Origin of the sequence: Kribbella sp. NPDC004536, from assembly GCF_042873835.1 — a bacterium.
GTDB lineage: Bacteria > Actinomycetota > Actinomycetes > Propionibacteriales > Kribbellaceae > Kribbella.
In genome coordinates this window covers 817,100-835,723 of record NZ_JBIALY010000002.1, presented here as the reverse complement: position 1 = coordinate 835,723, position 18,624 = coordinate 817,100, and the positions used below count along the sequence as shown (strand labels likewise).

Sequence of the window (18,624 nt, the reverse complement as noted above, 5' to 3'; positions counted from 1 at the left end):
CATCAACTGTCGATCAGGCGATCGGTCAGCACGGTCGCGGCCGCGGCGACGACCAGCCAGCCGATCGCCACCAGCCTGGCCCGGTACCGGCGCGCCGGCGGCCAGGCCCGGTCGGTCCGGAAACACGGCGCTGTGCCGATCACGGTACGGCCGGCCATCCGGTTCAGCATCACGGCGAGTGCGTAGTAGTACAGGAAGGACACGACCACGTTGTACGTCAGCCCCTGCGCGAGCCGGCGGGCCGAGGTCGAGGTCGCGTTGCCGCGGTCGAAGGCGACCTCGCCGCGCGACCTCAACTCGCGGAGCAGCCCGAGTTCGTCGGCACCCTGCGTACCGGTCACGTCGTACCCGGTCCAGGCGTCCTTGCGGAACGCGATGTTGGTCGCGGTGACGTACCCGACCCGGCCGGTCAGTTGGTACGTCAGGTGGACGCCCTCGAACAGCACCCGGACGTACACCTTGCCCCACCACGGCCCGTCGGGATAGCGGCACGGTCCCGCGACCGCGACCCGCTCCGGCGACTGCCGGAACCGCCGGTCGATCCCCGCGAGCCATCCGGAGTCGAACACGGTGTCGGCGTCGGTCGACACCACGATCTCACCACGCGCCGCCTGCGTGCCGCGGTTCCGCGCCGCGCACACCCCCGGCGTCGGCTCGGCGACGACGGTCGCGCCGTACCCGCGAGCGATCTCGGCCGTCCGGTCGGTGCAGTTGTTGTCGACCACGATCACCTCGTAGCCGCCGGTGAAGTCCTGCCGGCACAGCGACTCCAGGCACTCCCCGATCCACCGCTCCTCGTTGTAGGCGGGGATGACCACACTGAACCTCGGCCCACCCATGCTCTCTGCCTCTCCGGTCGCGCGCGCTGAGCAGGACGATGGTCATCCTTGCGAGCGAGCACTGAGGGAACGCTGAGAGCCGTCAGTATGTCTTGTAGTAGATGAGTTCGCCGGACTCGCCCGGGGCGGCGCCTTCGCTCGGGACGAACAGCGTGACGACGAACGCCGGTTGCCCGTTGGGTGCCTTCAGGTTGGTGATGGTCGGGTTCGCGAACGCCGTACTGCCGCCGTCGGTGGTGATCGCGGTACGGTCCGCGTTGCCGGTCTGGTAGTCGTACACGAACGTCCGCCAGGACCCGAAGTCGCCCTTCGTGTACTGGCCTTCGATCAACCCGAACTTGTACCCCTGGAAGGTGGTGTTGTCGCGGTCGCCGATGTTGCCGCCGACACCCCAGTAGAGCAGCGCGTTGTCGAAGTTCGGCTGGGCGGAGGTGGACCACGACGTGAAGTTGGTCAGCGTGCCGCGCTGCTGGCGGTCGCGGTCGCAGTTCCACCAGTAGTGGCCGCCGATGTCGATCGTCGAGTGGTCGATGTCGGGCGACAACGTGACGCTGTAGATGTTCGGCGTCCCCTCAGCACAGGACGAGAGGGTGCGCGGTGCGTCGTACGAGCGGCTGACCTTGCCGGCCAGGAGGTCCGTACGACTCGCGAAGTACCGGAAGGCGAGGTGGTTGTTGCCGCCGCCGGGCTGCTCCTGCTCCCACCCGAGCACGAACCCGCCGTTGGACGCCTGGATGATCGTCGGCTGCGAGGCGGGCCCGGTGTTGCTGCCCGCCAACTCCCGCACCCAGTGCCAGTTCAGGAGATCGGTCGACGTCGCCAGATTCACCCGGAAGTGTCCGTCCGACGCCAGGTGGTGCGAGACCGCCAGATACCCACCGGTGGAATCCTGGATGATCTTGACGGTATCCATCACATGCCCGGCGTCGTCCTTCACGCCGTACCGCTTGCCGGTGGCACCGGCAACGTTCTCCACGATCCCCCGCAACTGAGCACGCGCGGGATCCGACGCCGCGGAGGTCGACGCCACGGCCGGCGCCGCAACCCCCGTCAGCACGACACACGTCAGCAAAACAGCACGAAGAACTTTCAGCATGGGCGGCTTCCCTCGTGATGGACTTGTCCGATCACGATACTCACCTGGAGGGCAGCACGATGAGGCACGAGGGCCTCGTCATCCTCGACGACTGCGAGGTCATCCGCTACGTCGGCCGCGAGCGCTGAGGCTCAGCGCTCGTTCGCCGGCGGTGGGACCTGCAGGACCTCGACGATGCTGATCCCCAGCATGTCGAGGTGGTTCAGGATGCCGGCCAGCGCCGCCTGGTCGTCGAGATGGCCGTGCAGCACGGTCTGCGGAGGCTCGGGATCGGCGGTCAGGGACGGGAACGCCTCGATCAGGTCGCGCGACAAGGTGCCTTTGACCCGGATCACGTAATGCCCCATGGGACGCCCCTTTCACGACCCCTCGGCACGACTCTTCTCCCGCCCCGGGCAACCCGGCTCCCCCGGATCGGGGGATGGTGGCCGCGCGCCCGGTCAGCAGGCTGGAAGCTGTGGCCGAGTCCTCCTCGCCCCAGCCGGCGATACCGGCCCAGCCGGCTGCCCGGCGGAAGATCCCGAAGGCGGTGACCCGGCTGGTCCTCGTCGCCGTCGTGGCCTGGCTCCTCCTGCGGCTGGTCCGTGGCGTCGACTGGGGCGAGGTCGGTCACGCCCTGACCCATCTCAGCGTCCGGCAGATCGCGGTACTGCTCGTCGCCGTGGTCTTCCGCCGGGCGATCCTCGCGGCTCCACTCGCGCTCCTGATCGCCGGTCTCGGTTACCTGAGGGCCATGATCAGCGACGTCGCGGCCGCGGCGGTCGCCACCGTCGCACCGTCGCCCGGTGATGTCGTACTGCGCCTGGCCATGTTGCGGTCGTGGAACATCGACACCACCGACGCGGCATCGGGACTGGCCCTCAGCACGACCCTCTTCTATGTCGCGAGGTTGGCCGCCCCGGTTCTGGGCTTCGTGATCTTCTGGGCCGCGCGGGACTTCTACGCCCCGTTCGCCTGGTCGGCCCTGGTCTTCGGTGCCGGCGCCGTCGTCCTGGCCGGCGGTCTGCTCTACGCCCTGCGTGCCGAACGTACGGCGGCGACGATCGGCCGGCTGCTCGGCCGGATCGTCCAGCGCGTCCGACGGAGCAGTCCAGGTCCTGCCGTCTGGGCCGACCGCCTCGTGTCGTTCCAGTCGCACAGCGCGGCGCGGATGCGGCAGCGCGGGTTGCTCGCAGTACTCAGCCAACTGCTGCTGATCGCGGTAGAGGCCGGCGTACTCGTCCTGTGTGTGGCTTTCGTCGGAGTGCACCTGGACGGCCCAACCGTGGTCGTCATGTTCTGCAGCTTCATGGTGATCTATCCGCTGACCGGGCTGCCGCTGATGGGCGCGGGTGTCATGGACGCCACCTTCGCGGCGTTCGTGTCCGACCACAGCGCCATCGAGACGACAGACCTCGTCGCCGGGCTGCTGGTCTGGCGGGTCGCCGTACAGCTGTTGCCGGTCGTCGTCGGGCTGCTCACGGTCCTGATCTGGCGGCGGCTCACCTGGAACGGGTGACCTCATGATGGTGACGGCGTTCGCCCTGGCCACGGTCCTCTTCGGCGGGTCGGTCCCACCGGACGACATCGCGGCGCAGACGCTGGCCGATCGCTACTCCCCCGTCGTCAGGTTGCAGAAGGCCGGCCCGAACTGCACCAGCGGCGAGCAGTTCCAGCCGACCGATGTGCAGGCCGTCCTGGGCGACCAGCAGGTCGCTCTCCGGGGGCCGTGGCGACCGCCCGACCTGGTCAAGACCCAACCGGAGGGCACCGACCTCGTGCACGGCTACCCCGGCCACTTCCTCGACTTCCCCGGCGATCCGCTCCGTCCGGGCTGCGACTATGCCGAATGGTCCGCGCGGATCAACAGCAACCATCCGGCGACGACGTACGCCCATGTGGTCGAGGATCCGGCGTTCCCGGACCAGCTGTCCTTGGAGTACTGGTTCTTCTACGTCTTCAACGACTACAACAACACCCACGAGGGCGACTGGGAATCGGTCCAGCTCGTCTTCGACGCGCCGACACCAGCGGCCGCGCTGACGACGAGTCCGGTCGCGATCGGGTACAGCCAGCACGGTGGCGCCGAGCGGGCGCGCTGGGGCGACGCCAAGCTCGAGATCGTCGACGGCACGCATCCGGTCGTCTATCCGGCCGCCGGGTCGCATGCGAACAAGTACGGTCAGCGCCTCTACCTGGGCCGTGGCTCGGAAGGTCTCGGCTGCGACGACACGACCAGACCTGCGACCGAGCTGCGCCCGCAGGTGGCGTACGTGCCGATGGCGCGGGCGGACTACCTGAAGCAGTTTCCCTGGCTCGGATTCGAAGGCCGGTGGGGCGAACGGCAGGCGTCGTTCTTCGACGGACCGACCGGCCCGAACATGAAGGCGTCCTGGACGCGGCCGGTGCAGGACGCCGAGACGACCTGGCGCGACGACAGTACGACGGTCCCGGCCGGCCGGCTGCTCGGACCGAGCGGCACCGGTGTCTTCTGTACGGCGGTCCGCACCGGATCGAACCTGCTCCGCGAGACCCTCGACCGGCTCTGGCTGCTCGGCCTGATCCTGGCGGCGGTCGTCGTACTCGTCTGGTTCGCCGCCAGCCGGACGCGCTGGAGCGATGCCGCACCGCTGCCCGCCCGCCGGCGGCGCGCTTGGGGCCAGGCGGTGGTCGCCGCGCTCCGGTTGTTCGGCCAACGACCACGCCTGTTCGGAGGATTCGCCGCGGCCTTCGCGGTCCTCGGCCTGACGACGCTCGGCCTGGCCGAACTGCAGGCGGCCAGGCACAACGCGCCCACCGACCTCGGCGCCCCGACCCAGAACGCGACCGGCTTCTGGGCTTCACTGGTCGCCCTCGCCGTCACGGCGCTCACCGTCGCGGCGTACGTCCTGCTCCTGGCCGCCGTCACGTCGACACTCGACCGGCTGGACCGGCATGTCCCGGTCACGGCCGCGTTCGTCGTCCAGGACGTACGAACGCAGGCCCGCCCGTTGGCCGCGACGGCGGTGCGATACATCGTCGTCATCGCCGTACTGACGTTCTTCGTCGCGACCATCCCAGTCGCTGTCTACTACGCGGTCAGCCGCGCGTTCGCCGTCCCCGCGGTGATGGCCGAACGGATCTCCGCGAGTACGGCGCTGCGACGCAGCCGGCTGCTGGTCCGGCGTCGATGGTGGCGAAACGCGGGACCGCTCGCGATCGTCGTCGGGCTCGGGCTGGCGGTCGGGCCGATCGTGGGAGTCGTCCTGCTGCTCGCCACGGACTGGCCGCCCACGCTGATCAACGTGATCTCGTCGCTCCTCTTCGCCGTCGCCGCACCGCTGATCGCGGCCGCCGTGGTCTACCTGTACTTCGACCGCACCGCGTCGGAGTCGCCCGCTCTCGTCACCGGAGGTCGTGATGTCCCAGGCTGATCCGCAACAGCCCTCCTGGCTGCCGATCGTCGCGATCGCGGAGGGTGTGATCGTCGCCGCCCTGGTTATCGCGCTGATCGTCGTCAGCGTCCGCCACAACGGCAGTACGGCGAACGCCTCGCCAAGGACCGGCGATGCCAGTACCGCGATGTGCCCGGCGATCCCGGTCGCCGACCAGGTCCTGCCGTCGATCGTCACGATCGCGGCGAGCCGGGGCAACCAGGCAGGTACGGGCTCGGGCCAGGTGTTCCGCGACGGCGGGTACATCCTCACCAACGACCACGTCATCTCACCGGCGGCCGGCGGCGGCACCGTCTCTGTCCAGTACAGCGACGGTCACAGCACCGCCGCGACCATCGTCGGCCGCGACCCGAGCACCGACCTCGCGGTACTGAAGGCCTCCGACGAGGCGAAGGGCCGGCCTGTGATCGGCCTAGGCTCGTCGGCCGACCTCAAGGTCGGACAGCCGGTCGTCGCACTCGGCGCTCCGCTCGGGCTCGCGAGTACGGTGACGTCGGGAATCATCAGCGCGCTCGACCGGTACGTACCTGTCCCCGGCGACACCGTCACGCATCACCTGATCGGTGCCATCCAGACCGACGCGGCCATCAACCCCGGCAACAGCGGCGGCGCCCTGGTCGACTGCGCCGGGAAGCTCGTCGGGGTCAACGCGGCGATCGCGACCGTACCGAACGCGGCCGGCGTCAGCGGCGGCGGAAGCGTCGGCCTCGGCTTCGCGATCCCGATCGACCTCGCGAACCCGATCGCCGACCAGCTGATCAAGACCGGCAAGCCCAGCCACCCCACGACCGGGCTGCAGGTTCAGGAGATCCCGCCGGCGCTCGCCAAGGCGTCCGGCTCGCCGTCCGGACTCTTCGTCCTCGCCGCGACCGGCCCTGGCACGAAAGCCGGCCTGCAGCCCGGCGACGTCATCACCAAGATCGACGGCGCTGCCGCGGTCAGCAGCGAACAGATCGTGGTCGCCACGCTGACCCGAAACGTTGGTGACGCCATCGAACTGACCTACGAGCGAGCCGGCACCTCAGCCACCACCACGCTCACCCTGGGCGCCCCCTGACGCGAGCGGAACCGGTTGTGAGGCAAGCAGGTCGAGGCCGAGCTCCCGGGCCAGGAACCGCGCGGCCAGCTGACCCCGGACGCTGTTGCCGGCCCGGTCCAGTCGCGGCCCGAACGTCCCCAGGGCTCCCTTACCGGGCGACACCGTCACGATGCCGCCGCCGATCCCGCTCTTCCCAGGTACGCCGACGTCGAGCAACCAGTCGCCCGACGTCTCGTACAGCCCCGCGATCGCCATCACCACCAGCGTCACCCGGGCGACATCCGCATCGACCACCCGTTCCTGCGTCAGGGGGCACACCCCGCCGTCCGCGAGCGTCGCACCCATCACCGCGAGGTCCGTCGCCGCCACACTCAAACAGCTCTGCCTGGTGTACAACTCGGTCGCGTCAGCAGGATCGCCGTCCAGACCGCCGACGCTCTTCAGCAGTGCTGCCAGCGCACGGTTGCGGTGATTCGTGGCCAGTGCCGACCTGAGCACGTCCTGGTCGAGCTCGAGGTCACGACCGGCAAAACGGGACAGGCCGTCGGCGATGAACCGCCAACGGGCGGCGAGCGAGTCGCCCGGTGTCAGGCTCGTGGTCGCGATCGCGCCTGGGTTCACCATCGGATTCGTCCGCCCGGCCGGTGCCGACTCGACGGCCTGCACCGAGTTGAACGGCAGCCCGGTCGCGTTGACCCCGACCAGTTCACGGACGGTCCCGACGCCGACCGCCTGACAGATCAGCGCGAAGACGAACGGCTTGGCGACGCTCATGATCGTGAACGCCCGGCGTGCGTCGCCCGCCTCGAACAGCCGCCCGTCGGTCGACGCGACGCAGATCCCGAAGCGCTCCGGATCGGTGGCGGACAACGCCGGATACACGTCCGACACCTCGCCGTCGCCGACGTCACGGAACCGCTCGTACGCCGTGCGGACCAGCTCCGCGATCATCGGCGCCGCGGGCAGGCCTCCCGTCGAGACGTACCTGGACATGTCAGAAGGGCCAGACCAGCGGTACGACGACGATGGCTGTCAGCAGCCACCAGGCCATCACGACGAGGCCGAGTTTCCAGTAGTCACCGAACCGGTAGCCGGCCGGGCTCATGATCATCATGTTCGCGGGGGTGGAGATCGGGGTCAGCAACGACGCGGCGCCGGCGACGGCGATCAGCATCAGTACGGGCTTGACAGAGGTCCCGGTGCCCTGTGCCGCCGCCACCGCGATCGGCGCGACAATCAGAACGGTCGCGGTGTTGCTGACCATCTGCCCGAGCGCCGCGGTCAGTACGAAGAGGGCCAGCAGCAACAAGTACGGCCTCCCCGGGCCGACCGCGTCGACGATCAGGTCGGCGATCCGGTCCGCACCCCCACTGGACCGGATCGCACCGGACAGCGGGATCAGCGCCCCGATCAGTACGACGATCTGCCAGGAGATCGCGCGGTACGCCTGCCGCGGTCCGACCACCTTGGTCAGCACCATCGCCGTCGCGGCCAGCAGGCCTGCCATCGCGGGCGGAACCGCCCCGGTGGCGAGCAGTACGACCATCGCCGCGAGCACGGCGACCGCGATCGATGCCTTCGGCCCCCATGGCACGGCTTGCCGCCGGACCAGCTCCGGGGAATCCACCAGCAGGATGTCCCTGTCCCGGCTGAGCTCGTCGAGGACCGTCCACGGGCCGTGCACCAGAAGAGCGTCCCCCTCGGCAAGCTCCGTGGGTCGGCTGCCACGGTCCTTGCCCATCCGCTGGACGGCGATGATGACCAGGTCGCGGCCACGATGCATTCCCGGGAACACGGTCTCGCCGACCAGTGCCGACCGCGGCGGGACGACGGCCTCGACCACGCCGGCCTCGCGGGTCAGCAGGTTGTCGACCGGCAGCATGCTGACCGTGAGCAGCGAGTCGGCGGTCAGGCTGGTGACCTGCTCACGCGGCCCGGTCACCACCAGGACGTCGCCGACGTCGATGGTTGTGTCGGTGCGGGTCCGGCCCTGCCCGTCCTGGACGCCGACGATCACCACTCCCGGGTACGCGGTCAGGTCGACCTCGCTCGCGCCGAGCCCGAGCAACGGCGAGAGCTCTCGTACCCGCAGCCGGTAGAAGCCGTCCTGCAGGTCGTAGTGCAGGTCGAGCGTCCGCGCGTGCACTGCGAGATCGGCCGCCGGGTGTGCCGGCCGGGTGGCAGGAAGCAACTTCGGGCCGAGCAGCACCGAGATGGCGATCGTGCCGACGACGAGCGGTACGCCGACGACGGCGAACGAGAAGAACGGGAAGTAGCCCGCGCCCGCGTCGCGCGCGGCCTCCGAGACGATGATGTTCACCGGTGTCCCGGTCAGCATCAGCAATGCACCCGCGCTGCCGGCGAACGTGAGCGGCATCAGCATCCGTGACGGTGGCTGGCCGATCCGGATCGCGAGCATGCCCACCAGCGGAAGCAGCGCGGCGACCGCGCCGTTCAGCGTGATCAATGCCGACAGCACCGCACACAGCGCCGTGACGGCGATCAACAACCGGCTCCGGGTGGTGCCGGCGTACCTGACGATCTGCTGGCCGGCCCAGGCGGTCACGCCGGTGGCGTCGACGCCCTCACTGACGACGAACAACGTCGCGATGAAGATCACCACCGGGTCGCCGAAGCCGGCGAGTACCTCGGTGAACCCCAGCACACCGGTCGCCCACAGGGCCAGCGCGACCAGGACCGCGACGACGTCGACGGGCAGGCGGTTCCATACGAACAGCACGACCGCCAGCCCGAGGACGATCAGGCTCAGGGTGCCGTGATCCATGGTGCGGGCCTAGTGGAGGTGGACCGGAGCGGACGGGCCCCACGGAATCCCGATCAGGTACCACGCGACGTAGAACAGCGTCCAGGTGACCAGCACGATCCCGGTGTACGGCAGCATCATCGACACCACCGTGCCCATCCCGGCCTTCTTCCGGTAGCGCTGGCAGACGAGCACGATGAACGGCAGGTACACCATCAGCGGCGTGATCACGTTCGCCGGACCGTCGCCGACCCGGTACGCCGCGACCACGGTCTGCGGCGCGATGCCGAGCCGGTAGAACAGCGGGACGAAGATCGGTGCCAGGATCGCCCACTTCGGGATCACCCCCGGCATGATCAGGTCGATCACGAAGACCAGCAGGATGAAGCCGATCAGCAGCGGCAGCGCCCCGATGTCGGCGCGCTCGAGCAGGTCGGCCAGGCCGGTCGCCGCCAGCGTGGACATGTTCGTGTAGTTGAAGTAGGCAATGAACTGCGCGATCAGCAGCATCAGGAAGATCAGTCCGCCGAGCCCGTTGAACGTCTTGACGATCGCGTTGATCACGTTCGTGCTGCCGGTCAGCGACCGCGAACCGCGGCCGTAGCCGAGACCCGCGGCCAGGAACAGCATCGAGATGATGAACAGCAGGCTGCTCATGAACGGCGACGACCCGAAGATCTCGCCGGTGTCCGGGTTCCGCAGCGGGGCCTTCGGGATGAAGGTCAGCGCGGACACGATCGCGATCGCGATCAGCAGGTAGTAGACCGACCACCGCAGCCCACGCGACTCCAGCGCCAGCTCCTCGTCGTCCGGCTGGTGGTCGGCGGGCGCGTCCTCCGGCGCCTCGGCCGGGTCGTACCGGCCGAGCCGCGGCTCGATGATGCGCTCGGTGATCACGGTCATCACCAACGCGCAGAACAGCGTGGCCGCGATGCTGAAGTAGAAGTTGTGCGTGACGTTCAGGTGTACGCCGGGCGCGACCAGCCCGATCGTCTCGTTGGTGACCTCGGTGATGATGCCGTCGGCCGGCGTGATCAGTACGTTCACGAAGAACGCCGCACTGACCCCGGCGTACGCGGCCGCGATGCCGGCCAGCGGATGCCGCCCGAGCGACGCGAACGCCGCCGCGCCGAGCGGGATCAGCACCAGGTACCCGGCGTCGGACGCCACGCTCGAGATGCCGCCGAGCAGCACGATGATGAACGTGATCGCCCCCTTCGGCGCGACCTTCACCATCTTCCGGATCAGGGCCGCGATCAGCCCCGCCTCCTCCGCCACCCCGACCCCGATCATCGCGACCAGGATCACCGCGACCACGCCGAAGTCGTTGAAGTTCTGCACCGCCGTGGTGAAGATGAACCGGATGCCGTCACCGGTCAGCAGGCTCTCGGCCTTGATCGTCTCGTGCTTCACCTCGTACTGCGGGATCGCCGGCGCCGGTGGAGCATCGTTCCCGGCCACGCTGGTCCCCTGGGGATACTCCGGCGCGACCTGGACCGTGGCCGGTTCGGCGACCTCGGTGGTCACGCTCGTCCCGGCCCAGGACAGGATCTGGGACAGCACGATGACGATCACGATCAGCGCCAGGAAGATCAGCGCCGGATGCGGGACCTTGTTGCCGACCCGCTCGATCCCGTCCAGGACGCGCTGCATCCCGCCCTTCTTGACGGGCTTGTCCGGCAGCGCCGCTGCGTTCATGACGTCCCCGGCCGGGCGAACCGGAGCGCGAACTCGATCAGCAGTTTGGTGCCGAAGCCGGTCGCGCCCTTGTTCCGCCAGGTCCGCGGCGCCGGAAGTTGCGCCGTACCGGCGATGTCGACGTGCGCCCACGGCCGGCCGTCGACGAACTCCTCGAGGAACAGGCCCGCGGTGATCGACCCGGCGTTGACGCCACCCATGTTGGTCAGGTCGGCGATCGCCGAGTCCAGCTGGGAACGGTACGACCGCAGCAGCGGCAGCTCCCACACCGGCTCGTCCACCACCTCGCCGGCCTGCCGCAACTGCTCGACGACGCGCGGATCGTTGCCCATCACGCCGGCGATCTCGACACCGAACGTCCGGAGGCACGCGCCGGTGAGGGTGGCGATGTCCACGATCGCGTCGACCGGCTCCTCGGTCGCCAGCGCCAGCGCGTCGGCCATCACCAGCCGTCCCTCGGCGTCGGTGTTCAGCACCTCGACGGTGGTGCCGTTGCGCATGGTCAGGACGTCGCCGAGCTTCATCGCGGACCCGGACGGCATGTTGTCGGTACACATCAGGTAGCCGGTCACGGCCGTCGTACAGCCGAGATCCCGCAACGCCGACATCGACGCGAGGACGGCGGCGGCGCCGGTCATGTCGTTCTTCATCTGCGCGTGCGACTCGTCGCTCGGCTTCAGGCTGATGCCGCCGGAGTCGTACATGACGCCCTTGCCCACAAAGGTGGTCCGGCCCGTCGGCTCGGCTGGGCTATAGCGCAGCCGGACCATCCGGGGCGGCTCGACACTGCCTCGGTTGACCCCGAGCAGACCGCCGCAGCCCATCGCGATCAGCTCGTCCTTGTCGAAGACCTCGACCTCCAGACCGGCCGCGGCACCGACCTCGACGGCAACGTCTGCCATCCGAGCCGCGGACAGCGTCGTCGCCGGGCAGTTCGCCAGGTCACGGCCGAGGCTGCAGGCGGCCGCGACGATCCGGCCGCGTTCGGCACCGGCCTCGGCCTCGGCGGTGTCCTGGTCGGAGGCCACGAGCTGCAGGGATTCGAGCGTGGGCTGTTCGGCGTCACGGCCGAGGAAGTACCGCCAGCGGGCGAGCAGGACGCCCTCGGTCACGGCCTGCGCGAAGTCGGCGACCGGTACGCCGAAATCGGCCACCTCGATCGCGAGCTTGCGGTGCCACGGGACGGCCCGCGCGAAGTCCGCGGCCAGATCACGGACCAGCGTGAGGTCGACGACACCGCCGCCGATCCCGACCGCAACCCGGACCGGCCCGTCGGCCCGCGGCAGTACGAGCGTTTGTCCTCGCTCCCCGGTGAATCCGGCGGACTTCAACCCAGCCAGGTCCGTACCCAGCTCGTCCGGGGGTTCGTTGTCAGCGGCAACCGGTACGGCGATCGCAGCCGCCTCGTCGGCGGCCTGCTTCAGCGTGGTGACCTCGACCCGGACCCGCTGCCGGGTCGAAGGAATCGGATCGAAGTCGCGTGCGACCATCTCGAACCCCTCGGCTGCTCGGGCGCGTCGCCGGTACCGCGCCGGACGGCCCATCCCATCAACGGAGCCCGGCGCCGGCCTCCTCCGATTCGGGTGATCCCGCGGTTACAGCAGGCCGACGTTCCGTGCGGTGCGCAGCGCCGCGGACCGCTTCTCCACGCCGAGCTTGCGATAGAGCGAGATCAGGTGCGTCTTGACCGTGTTCTCGGTGATGAACAACGCCTGCGCGATCTCGGCGTACGAGTTGCCGAGCGCCAACTGCTCGAGTACCTCCGCCTCGCGGGCCGTCAGCCGGATCCGGGCCCGGTTCACCACCGCGTCGAGGCGGCGGGCCGGCGGCCGGCGCGCCGACCGGGTCCGGGACAGCGGGGTCATACCGCCGGCCTGCAGCCAGCCCGCCTGGTACCCGGACAACTTCTCCAGCACCACGGCCGCGAACGGATGCGGACTCGGACCGGCGACGTGCCTGCGCAACTGGTCGAGGAAGCCGGGTTCGCCGGCGGCCGTCGTGAGCACGGCCAGCATCCGCTGCGGCGTGACCCGGTTCAGCATGTCGACCAGTGCCGCTTCGGCAGCGGAATCGTCCCCGGCCCGGCCCAGCAGAATCGTCCGGAACGACGCGGCGGCCGAAGCGAGCGGCGGGTACGCGTCGGGGTGCTCCAGCCCGGCCTCGATCAGCTTCAAGGCGGCCCCGGCATCGCCCTGCAGCACCGCGGTCATCGCCCGGACCAGGTCGGCTTCGGCGGCCTGGCCGCTGCTCTCGAGCACCGACACCTGGTGCTCCAGCGACACGTTGTCGCCAAGCAGGACTGCCACCCAGGACCTCAGCAGCGCCAGGTCCCGGGACAGGTACGACGGCAGCGGTCCAGCGGCCACCGGGTCGCTGGTGAGCTCGGTCAGCGCCTCGTTGAGTTGCCCTTGCTCAACGAGAAGCACGGTACGCAGCACCGCCCGCAGTCCCGCGACCACGGTGTCCGATCGGGCGGCCTCGGCTTCGGCGGCCTCCTCGTGGTACCGCCAGGCAGCTTCCAGATCGAGCTCGCTGAACGCCGCGAATCCCAGTACGACCTGGGCCCGGACGGCGTACTCCTCCGGAAGTCCACGTTCCCCGGCCACATCCAGCGCGGCCTGCGCGGACTGGGCCGAGTTCTGCACCTGGCCGCGAACGTGCTGGACCACGGCCCGGTGAGCGAGCACCCCCGCGATCAGCTGATCGTGGCCTGCCATCCGCGCGGTGACGAGGGCCTCGTCCAGATGGCTCAGTGCCTCGTCCTGCTGGTCCGCCCAGATCTCGGCAGCCCCCAGTTCGATCAACAGCCAGGCCAGCCGCTCGGGACCGAGGACGGCTCGCGGGCTCCCGTCGCTCGCAGGTGCCTGTGCCAGCACCGACCGCGCGCGCTCGATCGCCGCGTTGACGTCGTGCCAGCCGTACCGCGACTCCCACAGCCGCAGCAGTGCGGCGTCCGCCGCGGGCACCTGGTCGTCCGGCCGGGACCCGGAAGACTCCGTCACACTCTCGTCGGCCGCGGCCGCATCCAGGACAGCACCGGCCACATCCCCCGCGACGCGTCGCAGCAGACCTCGGACACCGAACAGGTGCGGATGCTCCTCGACGTACCCAACAGGCAGCGCGTCGAACGCTGCCTCGACCAGACCGGACTCACCCGCGGCGAGCAGGGCCGGCCCGTGGTCGAGCAGCAGCCGCTCGACCAACTCGGCGTCGTCGGCCTCGAGTGCGCTGCGCAAAGCGGCCGCGGTGTCTCCGCGGCTCTGGTAGTACAAGGCCGCGCGGTGCTGCGCGGTCACGATCAACTGGTGGCCCTCAGGGCTGGCGGCGAACCGTCTGCGGAGCAGTTCGACGAGCAGCGGGTGGTACCGGTACACGGGACTGCTTGCCGAGTCGTCGGTGTACGCCGTCACGAGCAGACCGCTGCCGGCCAAGTCATCGAGCATCGAACCGGCCTCGACGTCACCGCTCAGTACGGCGGCCAGCTGCCCCGTCAGCGAGACCGCGCCAAAGGTCCGCAGCAGCATCGTCCGGACCCGCTCGTCGAGGGTGTTCAGGGTCTCGCCGAGCAGCAGGTCGAGCACCGGCCGCTGGTTCGCCAGCGGCCACACGACGTCGCCCGATGCCTGCAGCGTCCGCGCCGCGAGCACAAGCGCGGCGGCCCAGCCGGCCGCCTTCTCCTGGACCAGCGCGATGTCGTCCGGCGACGCGCGCTCCGCGTGCGCGCGGACGAGCCGCGTGGCCTCCGCGTCGGTGAAGCGGAGGTCCCGCGACCGCAGGGTCAGCGCCAGCCCCCTGATCTCCAGCTCGGACACCGGTACGGGAAGGTCGTACCGGGTGGCGAGCAGCAGCCGTACGGAGTGCGGCGACTCCTGGAGGACACCGGACAGCCGGCTGACGGTCGAGGACGGCAACAGGTGGGCGTCGTCGACGACGACCGGGTCCGGCGTGCCCTCGGCGCCGGTCGGGCGCTCGAGGTATTCGTGCAGAACGTCCGGCGACTGCCCAGGAACCCAGACCACCGGCTGCCCGCCGCGGCGCCTGCGAGTCACCCAGTCCGACAGCAGGACCGTCTTCCCGGTGCCGGCCGGTGCGACGATCAGGGTCAGCGGTGAGCGCACGCCGAGGTCGAGCGCATCGTGCAACCGTTCGCGGGTCACGAGTGTCAGCGGCGGCCGCGGAGTCCTCCCGTCCGCCGGCTGCCGGGGCGCCTCGTGCTTCGGATCGAGCCCTCGGCCCGCCACCCGCGTCCCCTCCCCTCCCCTTGGGTGGGCGTGGTTTCCAGAATTCGAGACTAGCGGGTACTGGGCGACTTGGGCAGTGGTCTAGCGCGGGCGGCGGATCCGGGGCACCTTCGCGCCGATCCATACCGCGACCAGAACGAGCAGGCCGATGCCGAACACCCAGCCCCACAGTCCCTCGGAGACCGGTCCGAGCCGTCCGAGCGGGAATCCGCCCGGGTCCTTCTGCTGCTGCAGCGCGACGATGTAGGCGATGATCGCTCGTTTGTCCTCGGGCAGCAGGACGCTGTCGGAGAACACCGGCATCTGCTGCGGACCGGTCAGCATGGCCTGGTAGATGTTCCGTGGCGTCGTACCCATCAGCGAAGGTGCGTAGCGCCCGTTCGGCAGGGCGCCGCCACGGCCGGCGAAGTTGTGACAGGCCGTGCAGTTGGTCCGGAACAACTCGCCGCCCCGCGCGATCTCGGCCTGGGTCACCTTGCTGACGTCGTACGACTCCGCCGCCGGCACCGCGGGACCGGGAGCGAGCGACGCCACGTACGCGGCCAGCGCGTCGATCTCCTGCTGGTTGTAGACCGGCGGCTTCTGCGGGATCTGCGCATTGGTCTGCGCGGCCGGCATCCGTCCGGTACTGACCTGGAAGTCGACCGCTGCCGCTCCGACCCCGATCAGCGACGGCCCGGCGACCCGGCCCGCGCCGTTCGTCCCGCCCTCGGCGTGCAGACCGTGGCAGCTCGAGCACCCGACCGCGAACAGCCGGCGGCCCGCGTCGATCTGGTCGGACTGCGGACCGTTCCCACTGGCCGCACCGGTTGCGTCGCCAGGCAGCAGGACGCCGTACGCGAGGCCGACCGTGACCAGCGCCGCGCCGATCACCAGTGCTTTCGCCAGTCTGCCTCGACGCACCGCACCAGCAGACCCCACTGACGGCAGCCTGAGATCCTCCGAACCAGGTGAGATCAGCGCGCGTCGCGCTTGGCCTGCCGGCGGGCACCCATCGCCCGGGTCGACGCGTCCTTCTTCAGCCCGCCGGTGGTCTTCGTTGCCCGCGGCCTGCTGATCGTCTCTGCGGCCGGTTCCTCGGCCGCTGCGTCCGGCGGCGCCGCGGACCGGGCGGACCTGGCCGCCTCGAGGCGTTCGGCGCGCAACTCCATCGACGCGCGGCGGGCGGCCACGGCCACCTCGCGGCTCACGGTCGCCAGTACGGACTCGAACAGCTCGGCCTTGTCGCGGTCGCGCTGGTTCCGCGGGTACGACATCCCGCGGCCGCCGGCCTCGCCGACCGCGGCACTCGCTGCCCGGCGGTAGTTCTTCACGTACTTCGTCCGGGCCCGCCGGATCCGCTGGTGCAGCTCCAGCAGTTCGTCCTCGTCCAGGCCTTTCAGCACGTCCCGCTCGGTCTCCGCCACCAGCAGGCGCTCGGCATCGGTCAACGAATTCAGCAAACCCTGGTTCATGAGAGTCTCCTAGCCGCCAGTTGCAGGTTACGCCCGATAAGGTCCTCGGCGTGGATGTCGGTGAGCGGATTCAGGAGCTGGCGGAGCGGATCGTCGTACTGCGGGACGCGTACTACCGGGGTGAACCGGTCGTCGCGGACGCCGACTACGACGCGGTGGAGGACGAGCTGCGGGGGCTGATCGCGAGCCATCCGGAGCTGACGCCCGACCCGAACCCGCTGGACCAGGTCGGCGCGCCGACGGTGCTGCATGCGCCGGTCCGGCATTCACGGCCGATGCTGTCGCTGGAGAAGGCGACCAAGCCCGAACAGGTCGAGGCGTTCTTCGCGCGGTTCCCGGGCCAGTCCGTGGTGGTGATGCCGAAGCTGGACGGGCTGTCGCTCGCGCTCGTGTACGAGAACGGCCAGCTCGCCCGCGCGGTCACCCGCGGCGACGGGACGACCGGCGACGACGTCACGCCCCTGGTCCGCGCGCTCGCCGACGGTGTCCCGGACCGGCTCGGCGTACCGGACCGGATCGAGGTCCGCGGCGAGGCGGTGATGCTGCGGTCGACGTTCGCCGCCTACAACGCCGCGCATCCGGACAAGCCGCTGATCAACCCGCGGAACGCGGCGGCCGGCACGCTGCGGGCGAAGGACCCGGCCACCGTCGCGGAGCGCCGGCTGCAGTTCCTCGCGTTCGACCTGCTCACCGACCGGGAGAGCACCGAGACCGACCTCGAGCTTGCCCTGCAGACGATGGGCTTCACCGCCGCCGACATGCGGCACTGCGCCGACGCCGCCGAAGCACAAACGGCGATCTCCGCGATCGAGCAGCAGCGCAACGAACTCGACTACGACCTCGACGGCGCCGTACTGCGACTCGCGGACCGGGACGCGTTCGCCGCCGCCGGCACGCGGTCCAGCTCGCCGCGCGGCGCGCTGGCCTACAAGTTCGCCGCCGAGGAGAAGACGACCGTGCTCGCGGACGTGGTCTGGGACGTCGGCAAGATCGGCAAGGTCGCGCCGGTCGCCTGGCTGGAGCCGGTGTTCGTCGGCGGTACGACGGTCACCCGCGCGACCCTCGCGAACCAGGAGGTGATCCGCGCCCGCGACATCAAGATCGGCGACACGGTCCTGGTCCGCCGGGCCGGTGACGTGATCCCGTTCGTGGCCGGCGTACTCGACGCCTCCAAGCGCACCGGCGCCGAGCGCGACATCGTGCCGCCGGCCGTCTGCCCGTCGTGCGCGCAGCCGCTGATCGAGCAGGGCAACAGCCGCGAGCTGTACTGCACGAACGTGTCCTGCCCGGCGCAGACGGTCCGGCGCCTGATCCACTGGGCGTCCCGGGCGGCCGCCGACATCGACGCGATCGGCGGGGTCTGGATCGAACGGCTCGCTGAGGCGGGCATCCTGGAGAACCCGTCGGACTTCTACCAGCTGACCGCCGAGCGGCTGCTGGAGTTCGACCGGATCGGCGAGATCTCGGCGGCCCGGATGATCGAGTCGATCGACACCAGCCGCCAGGTCGGCCTGCGCCGCGCGCTGATCGGCCTCGCGATCCCGATGGCGTCGGAGGGCACGGCGGCCCGCCTGTGCCGGGCCGGGTTCGGCTCGCTCGAGGAGGTCGCCGACGCCGGCGAGGACGGGCTGGTCGCGGTCGAGGACATCGGCCCGAAGGTCGCCGCGTCGCTGATCGAGCACCTGACCCGGCTGCGTCCCGAACTCGAACGGCTACGTGCCGCAGGCGTGTCGCTCGACGTCCGCGAGGAGGACCTGCCGCCGGTCGTTGCCGCCGGCGCCCCGCTGGCGGGCAAGACGGTCGTCGTCACGGGTGCGATCAGCGATCCACGCTCCGGCGAGAAGGTTGCCCGACCCGCATTCCAGCGTTTGTGTGAGAAGGCGGGGGCAACGATCGCGTCGTCGGTGTCGGCGAGTACGGACCTGCTGATCGCCGGTGCCGATGTCGGCGCGTCCAAGCTCGCCAAGGCGGAGAAACTCGGCGTGGCGGTCGTCGACCAGTCGGAGATCTGGCAACAACTTCAGGACGCGGATCTGCTCCCCCGCTGAGAGTTGGGCGTAGGCTCGGCTCAACCGTTGCG

The 18,624-nt window shown here is 70.1% G+C and carries 14 protein-coding genes; 4 read left to right on the top strand and 10 right to left on the bottom strand.

Features of this window, described 5'->3' with window-relative positions:
- Positions 1-2 precede the first annotated feature (2 nt).
- The 3 genes from ACFYRU_RS18730 to ACFYRU_RS18720 all read right to left on the bottom strand — a co-directional run bounded on the left by ACFYRU_RS18730 (position 3) and on the right by ACFYRU_RS18720 (position 2,282).
- A complete protein-coding gene (locus ACFYRU_RS18730; RefSeq protein ID WP_387660184.1) occupies positions 3-839 on the bottom strand; it encodes a glycosyltransferase family A protein in 837 nt (278 codons plus the stop codon).
- Positions 840-921: 82 nt separating this feature from the next.
- Positions 922-1,935, bottom strand: coding sequence for a hypothetical protein (locus ACFYRU_RS18725; protein WP_387660182.1), 1,014 nt, complete (start codon positions 1,933-1,935; stop codon positions 922-924).
- 131 nt (positions 1,936-2,066) lie between these two features.
- Positions 2,067-2,282 carry a hypothetical protein gene (locus ACFYRU_RS18720; protein ID WP_387660179.1) on the bottom strand — a complete coding sequence of 72 codons (216 nt, stop codon included), beginning with the start codon at positions 2,280-2,282 and terminating at the stop codon, positions 2,067-2,069.
- 110 nt (positions 2,283-2,392) lie between these two features.
- On the opposite strand from ACFYRU_RS18720, the gene ACFYRU_RS18715 reads away from it, so the two are divergent.
- Genes ACFYRU_RS18715 through ACFYRU_RS18705 form a run of 3 tightly spaced genes read left to right on the top strand, consistent with a single transcriptional unit; the run spans position 2,393 to position 6,405 of the window.
- Positions 2,393-3,433 (top strand): lysylphosphatidylglycerol synthase domain-containing protein, encoded by a 1,041-nt coding sequence (locus ACFYRU_RS18715; RefSeq protein ID WP_387660176.1) that lies wholly within the window; start codon positions 2,393-2,395, stop codon positions 3,431-3,433.
- Between the two features lie 4 nt (positions 3,434-3,437).
- Positions 3,438-5,327, top strand: a complete 1,890-nt coding sequence (locus tag ACFYRU_RS18710; protein WP_387660173.1) for a hypothetical protein — start codon at positions 3,438-3,440, stop codon at positions 5,325-5,327.
- A complete protein-coding gene (locus ACFYRU_RS18705) occupies positions 5,314-6,405 on the top strand; it encodes a S1C family serine protease (protein ID WP_387660170.1) in 1,092 nt (363 codons plus the stop codon). The genes ACFYRU_RS18710 and ACFYRU_RS18705 overlap by 14 nt, the downstream gene beginning before the upstream one ends.
- On the opposite strand, the gene glsA is transcribed toward ACFYRU_RS18705, so the two are convergent.
- The 7 genes from glsA to ACFYRU_RS18670 all read right to left on the bottom strand — a co-directional run bounded on the left by glsA (position 6,370) and on the right by ACFYRU_RS18670 (position 16,544).
- A complete protein-coding gene (gene glsA, locus ACFYRU_RS18700) occupies positions 6,370-7,380 on the bottom strand; it encodes a glutaminase A (RefSeq protein ID WP_387660167.1) in 1,011 nt (336 codons plus the stop codon). The genes ACFYRU_RS18705 and glsA overlap by 36 nt on opposite strands.
- 1 nt (position 7,381) lies before the next feature.
- The gene (locus ACFYRU_RS18695; RefSeq protein WP_387660164.1) at positions 7,382-9,172 is read right to left on the bottom strand and encodes an SLC13 family permease; all 1,791 of its coding nucleotides are present in this window, start codon (positions 9,170-9,172) and stop codon (positions 7,382-7,384) included.
- 9 nt (positions 9,173-9,181) lie between these two features.
- A complete protein-coding gene (locus ACFYRU_RS18690; RefSeq protein ID WP_387660162.1) occupies positions 9,182-10,849 on the bottom strand; it encodes an AbgT family transporter in 1,668 nt (555 codons plus the stop codon).
- Positions 10,846-12,339 (bottom strand): leucyl aminopeptidase family protein, encoded by a 1,494-nt coding sequence (locus tag ACFYRU_RS18685; RefSeq protein WP_387660160.1) that lies wholly within the window; start codon positions 12,337-12,339, stop codon positions 10,846-10,848. The genes ACFYRU_RS18690 and ACFYRU_RS18685 overlap by 4 nt, the downstream gene beginning before the upstream one ends.
- Positions 12,340-12,444: 105 nt before the next feature.
- Positions 12,445-15,090 carry a LuxR C-terminal-related transcriptional regulator gene (locus tag ACFYRU_RS18680; protein WP_387660157.1) on the bottom strand — a complete coding sequence of 882 codons (2,646 nt, stop codon included), beginning with the start codon at positions 15,088-15,090 and terminating at the stop codon, positions 12,445-12,447.
- Positions 15,091-15,171: 81 nt separating this feature from the next.
- Entirely contained in the window at positions 15,172-16,011 is an 840-nt protein-coding gene (locus ACFYRU_RS18675; protein WP_387660155.1) for a c-type cytochrome, read from the bottom strand.
- 35 nt (positions 16,012-16,046) lie between these two features.
- The gene (locus ACFYRU_RS18670) at positions 16,047-16,544 is read right to left on the bottom strand and encodes a hypothetical protein (protein ID WP_387660152.1); all 498 of its coding nucleotides are present in this window, start codon (positions 16,542-16,544) and stop codon (positions 16,047-16,049) included.
- Positions 16,545-16,594: 50 nt separating this feature from the next.
- Here ACFYRU_RS18670 and ligA point away from each other — a divergent pair, with 50 nt between their 5' ends.
- A complete protein-coding gene (ligA, locus tag ACFYRU_RS18665; RefSeq protein WP_387660150.1) occupies positions 16,595-18,592 on the top strand; it encodes an NAD-dependent DNA ligase LigA in 1,998 nt (665 codons plus the stop codon).
- The last annotated feature ends 32 nt before the right edge of the window (positions 18,593-18,624 follow it).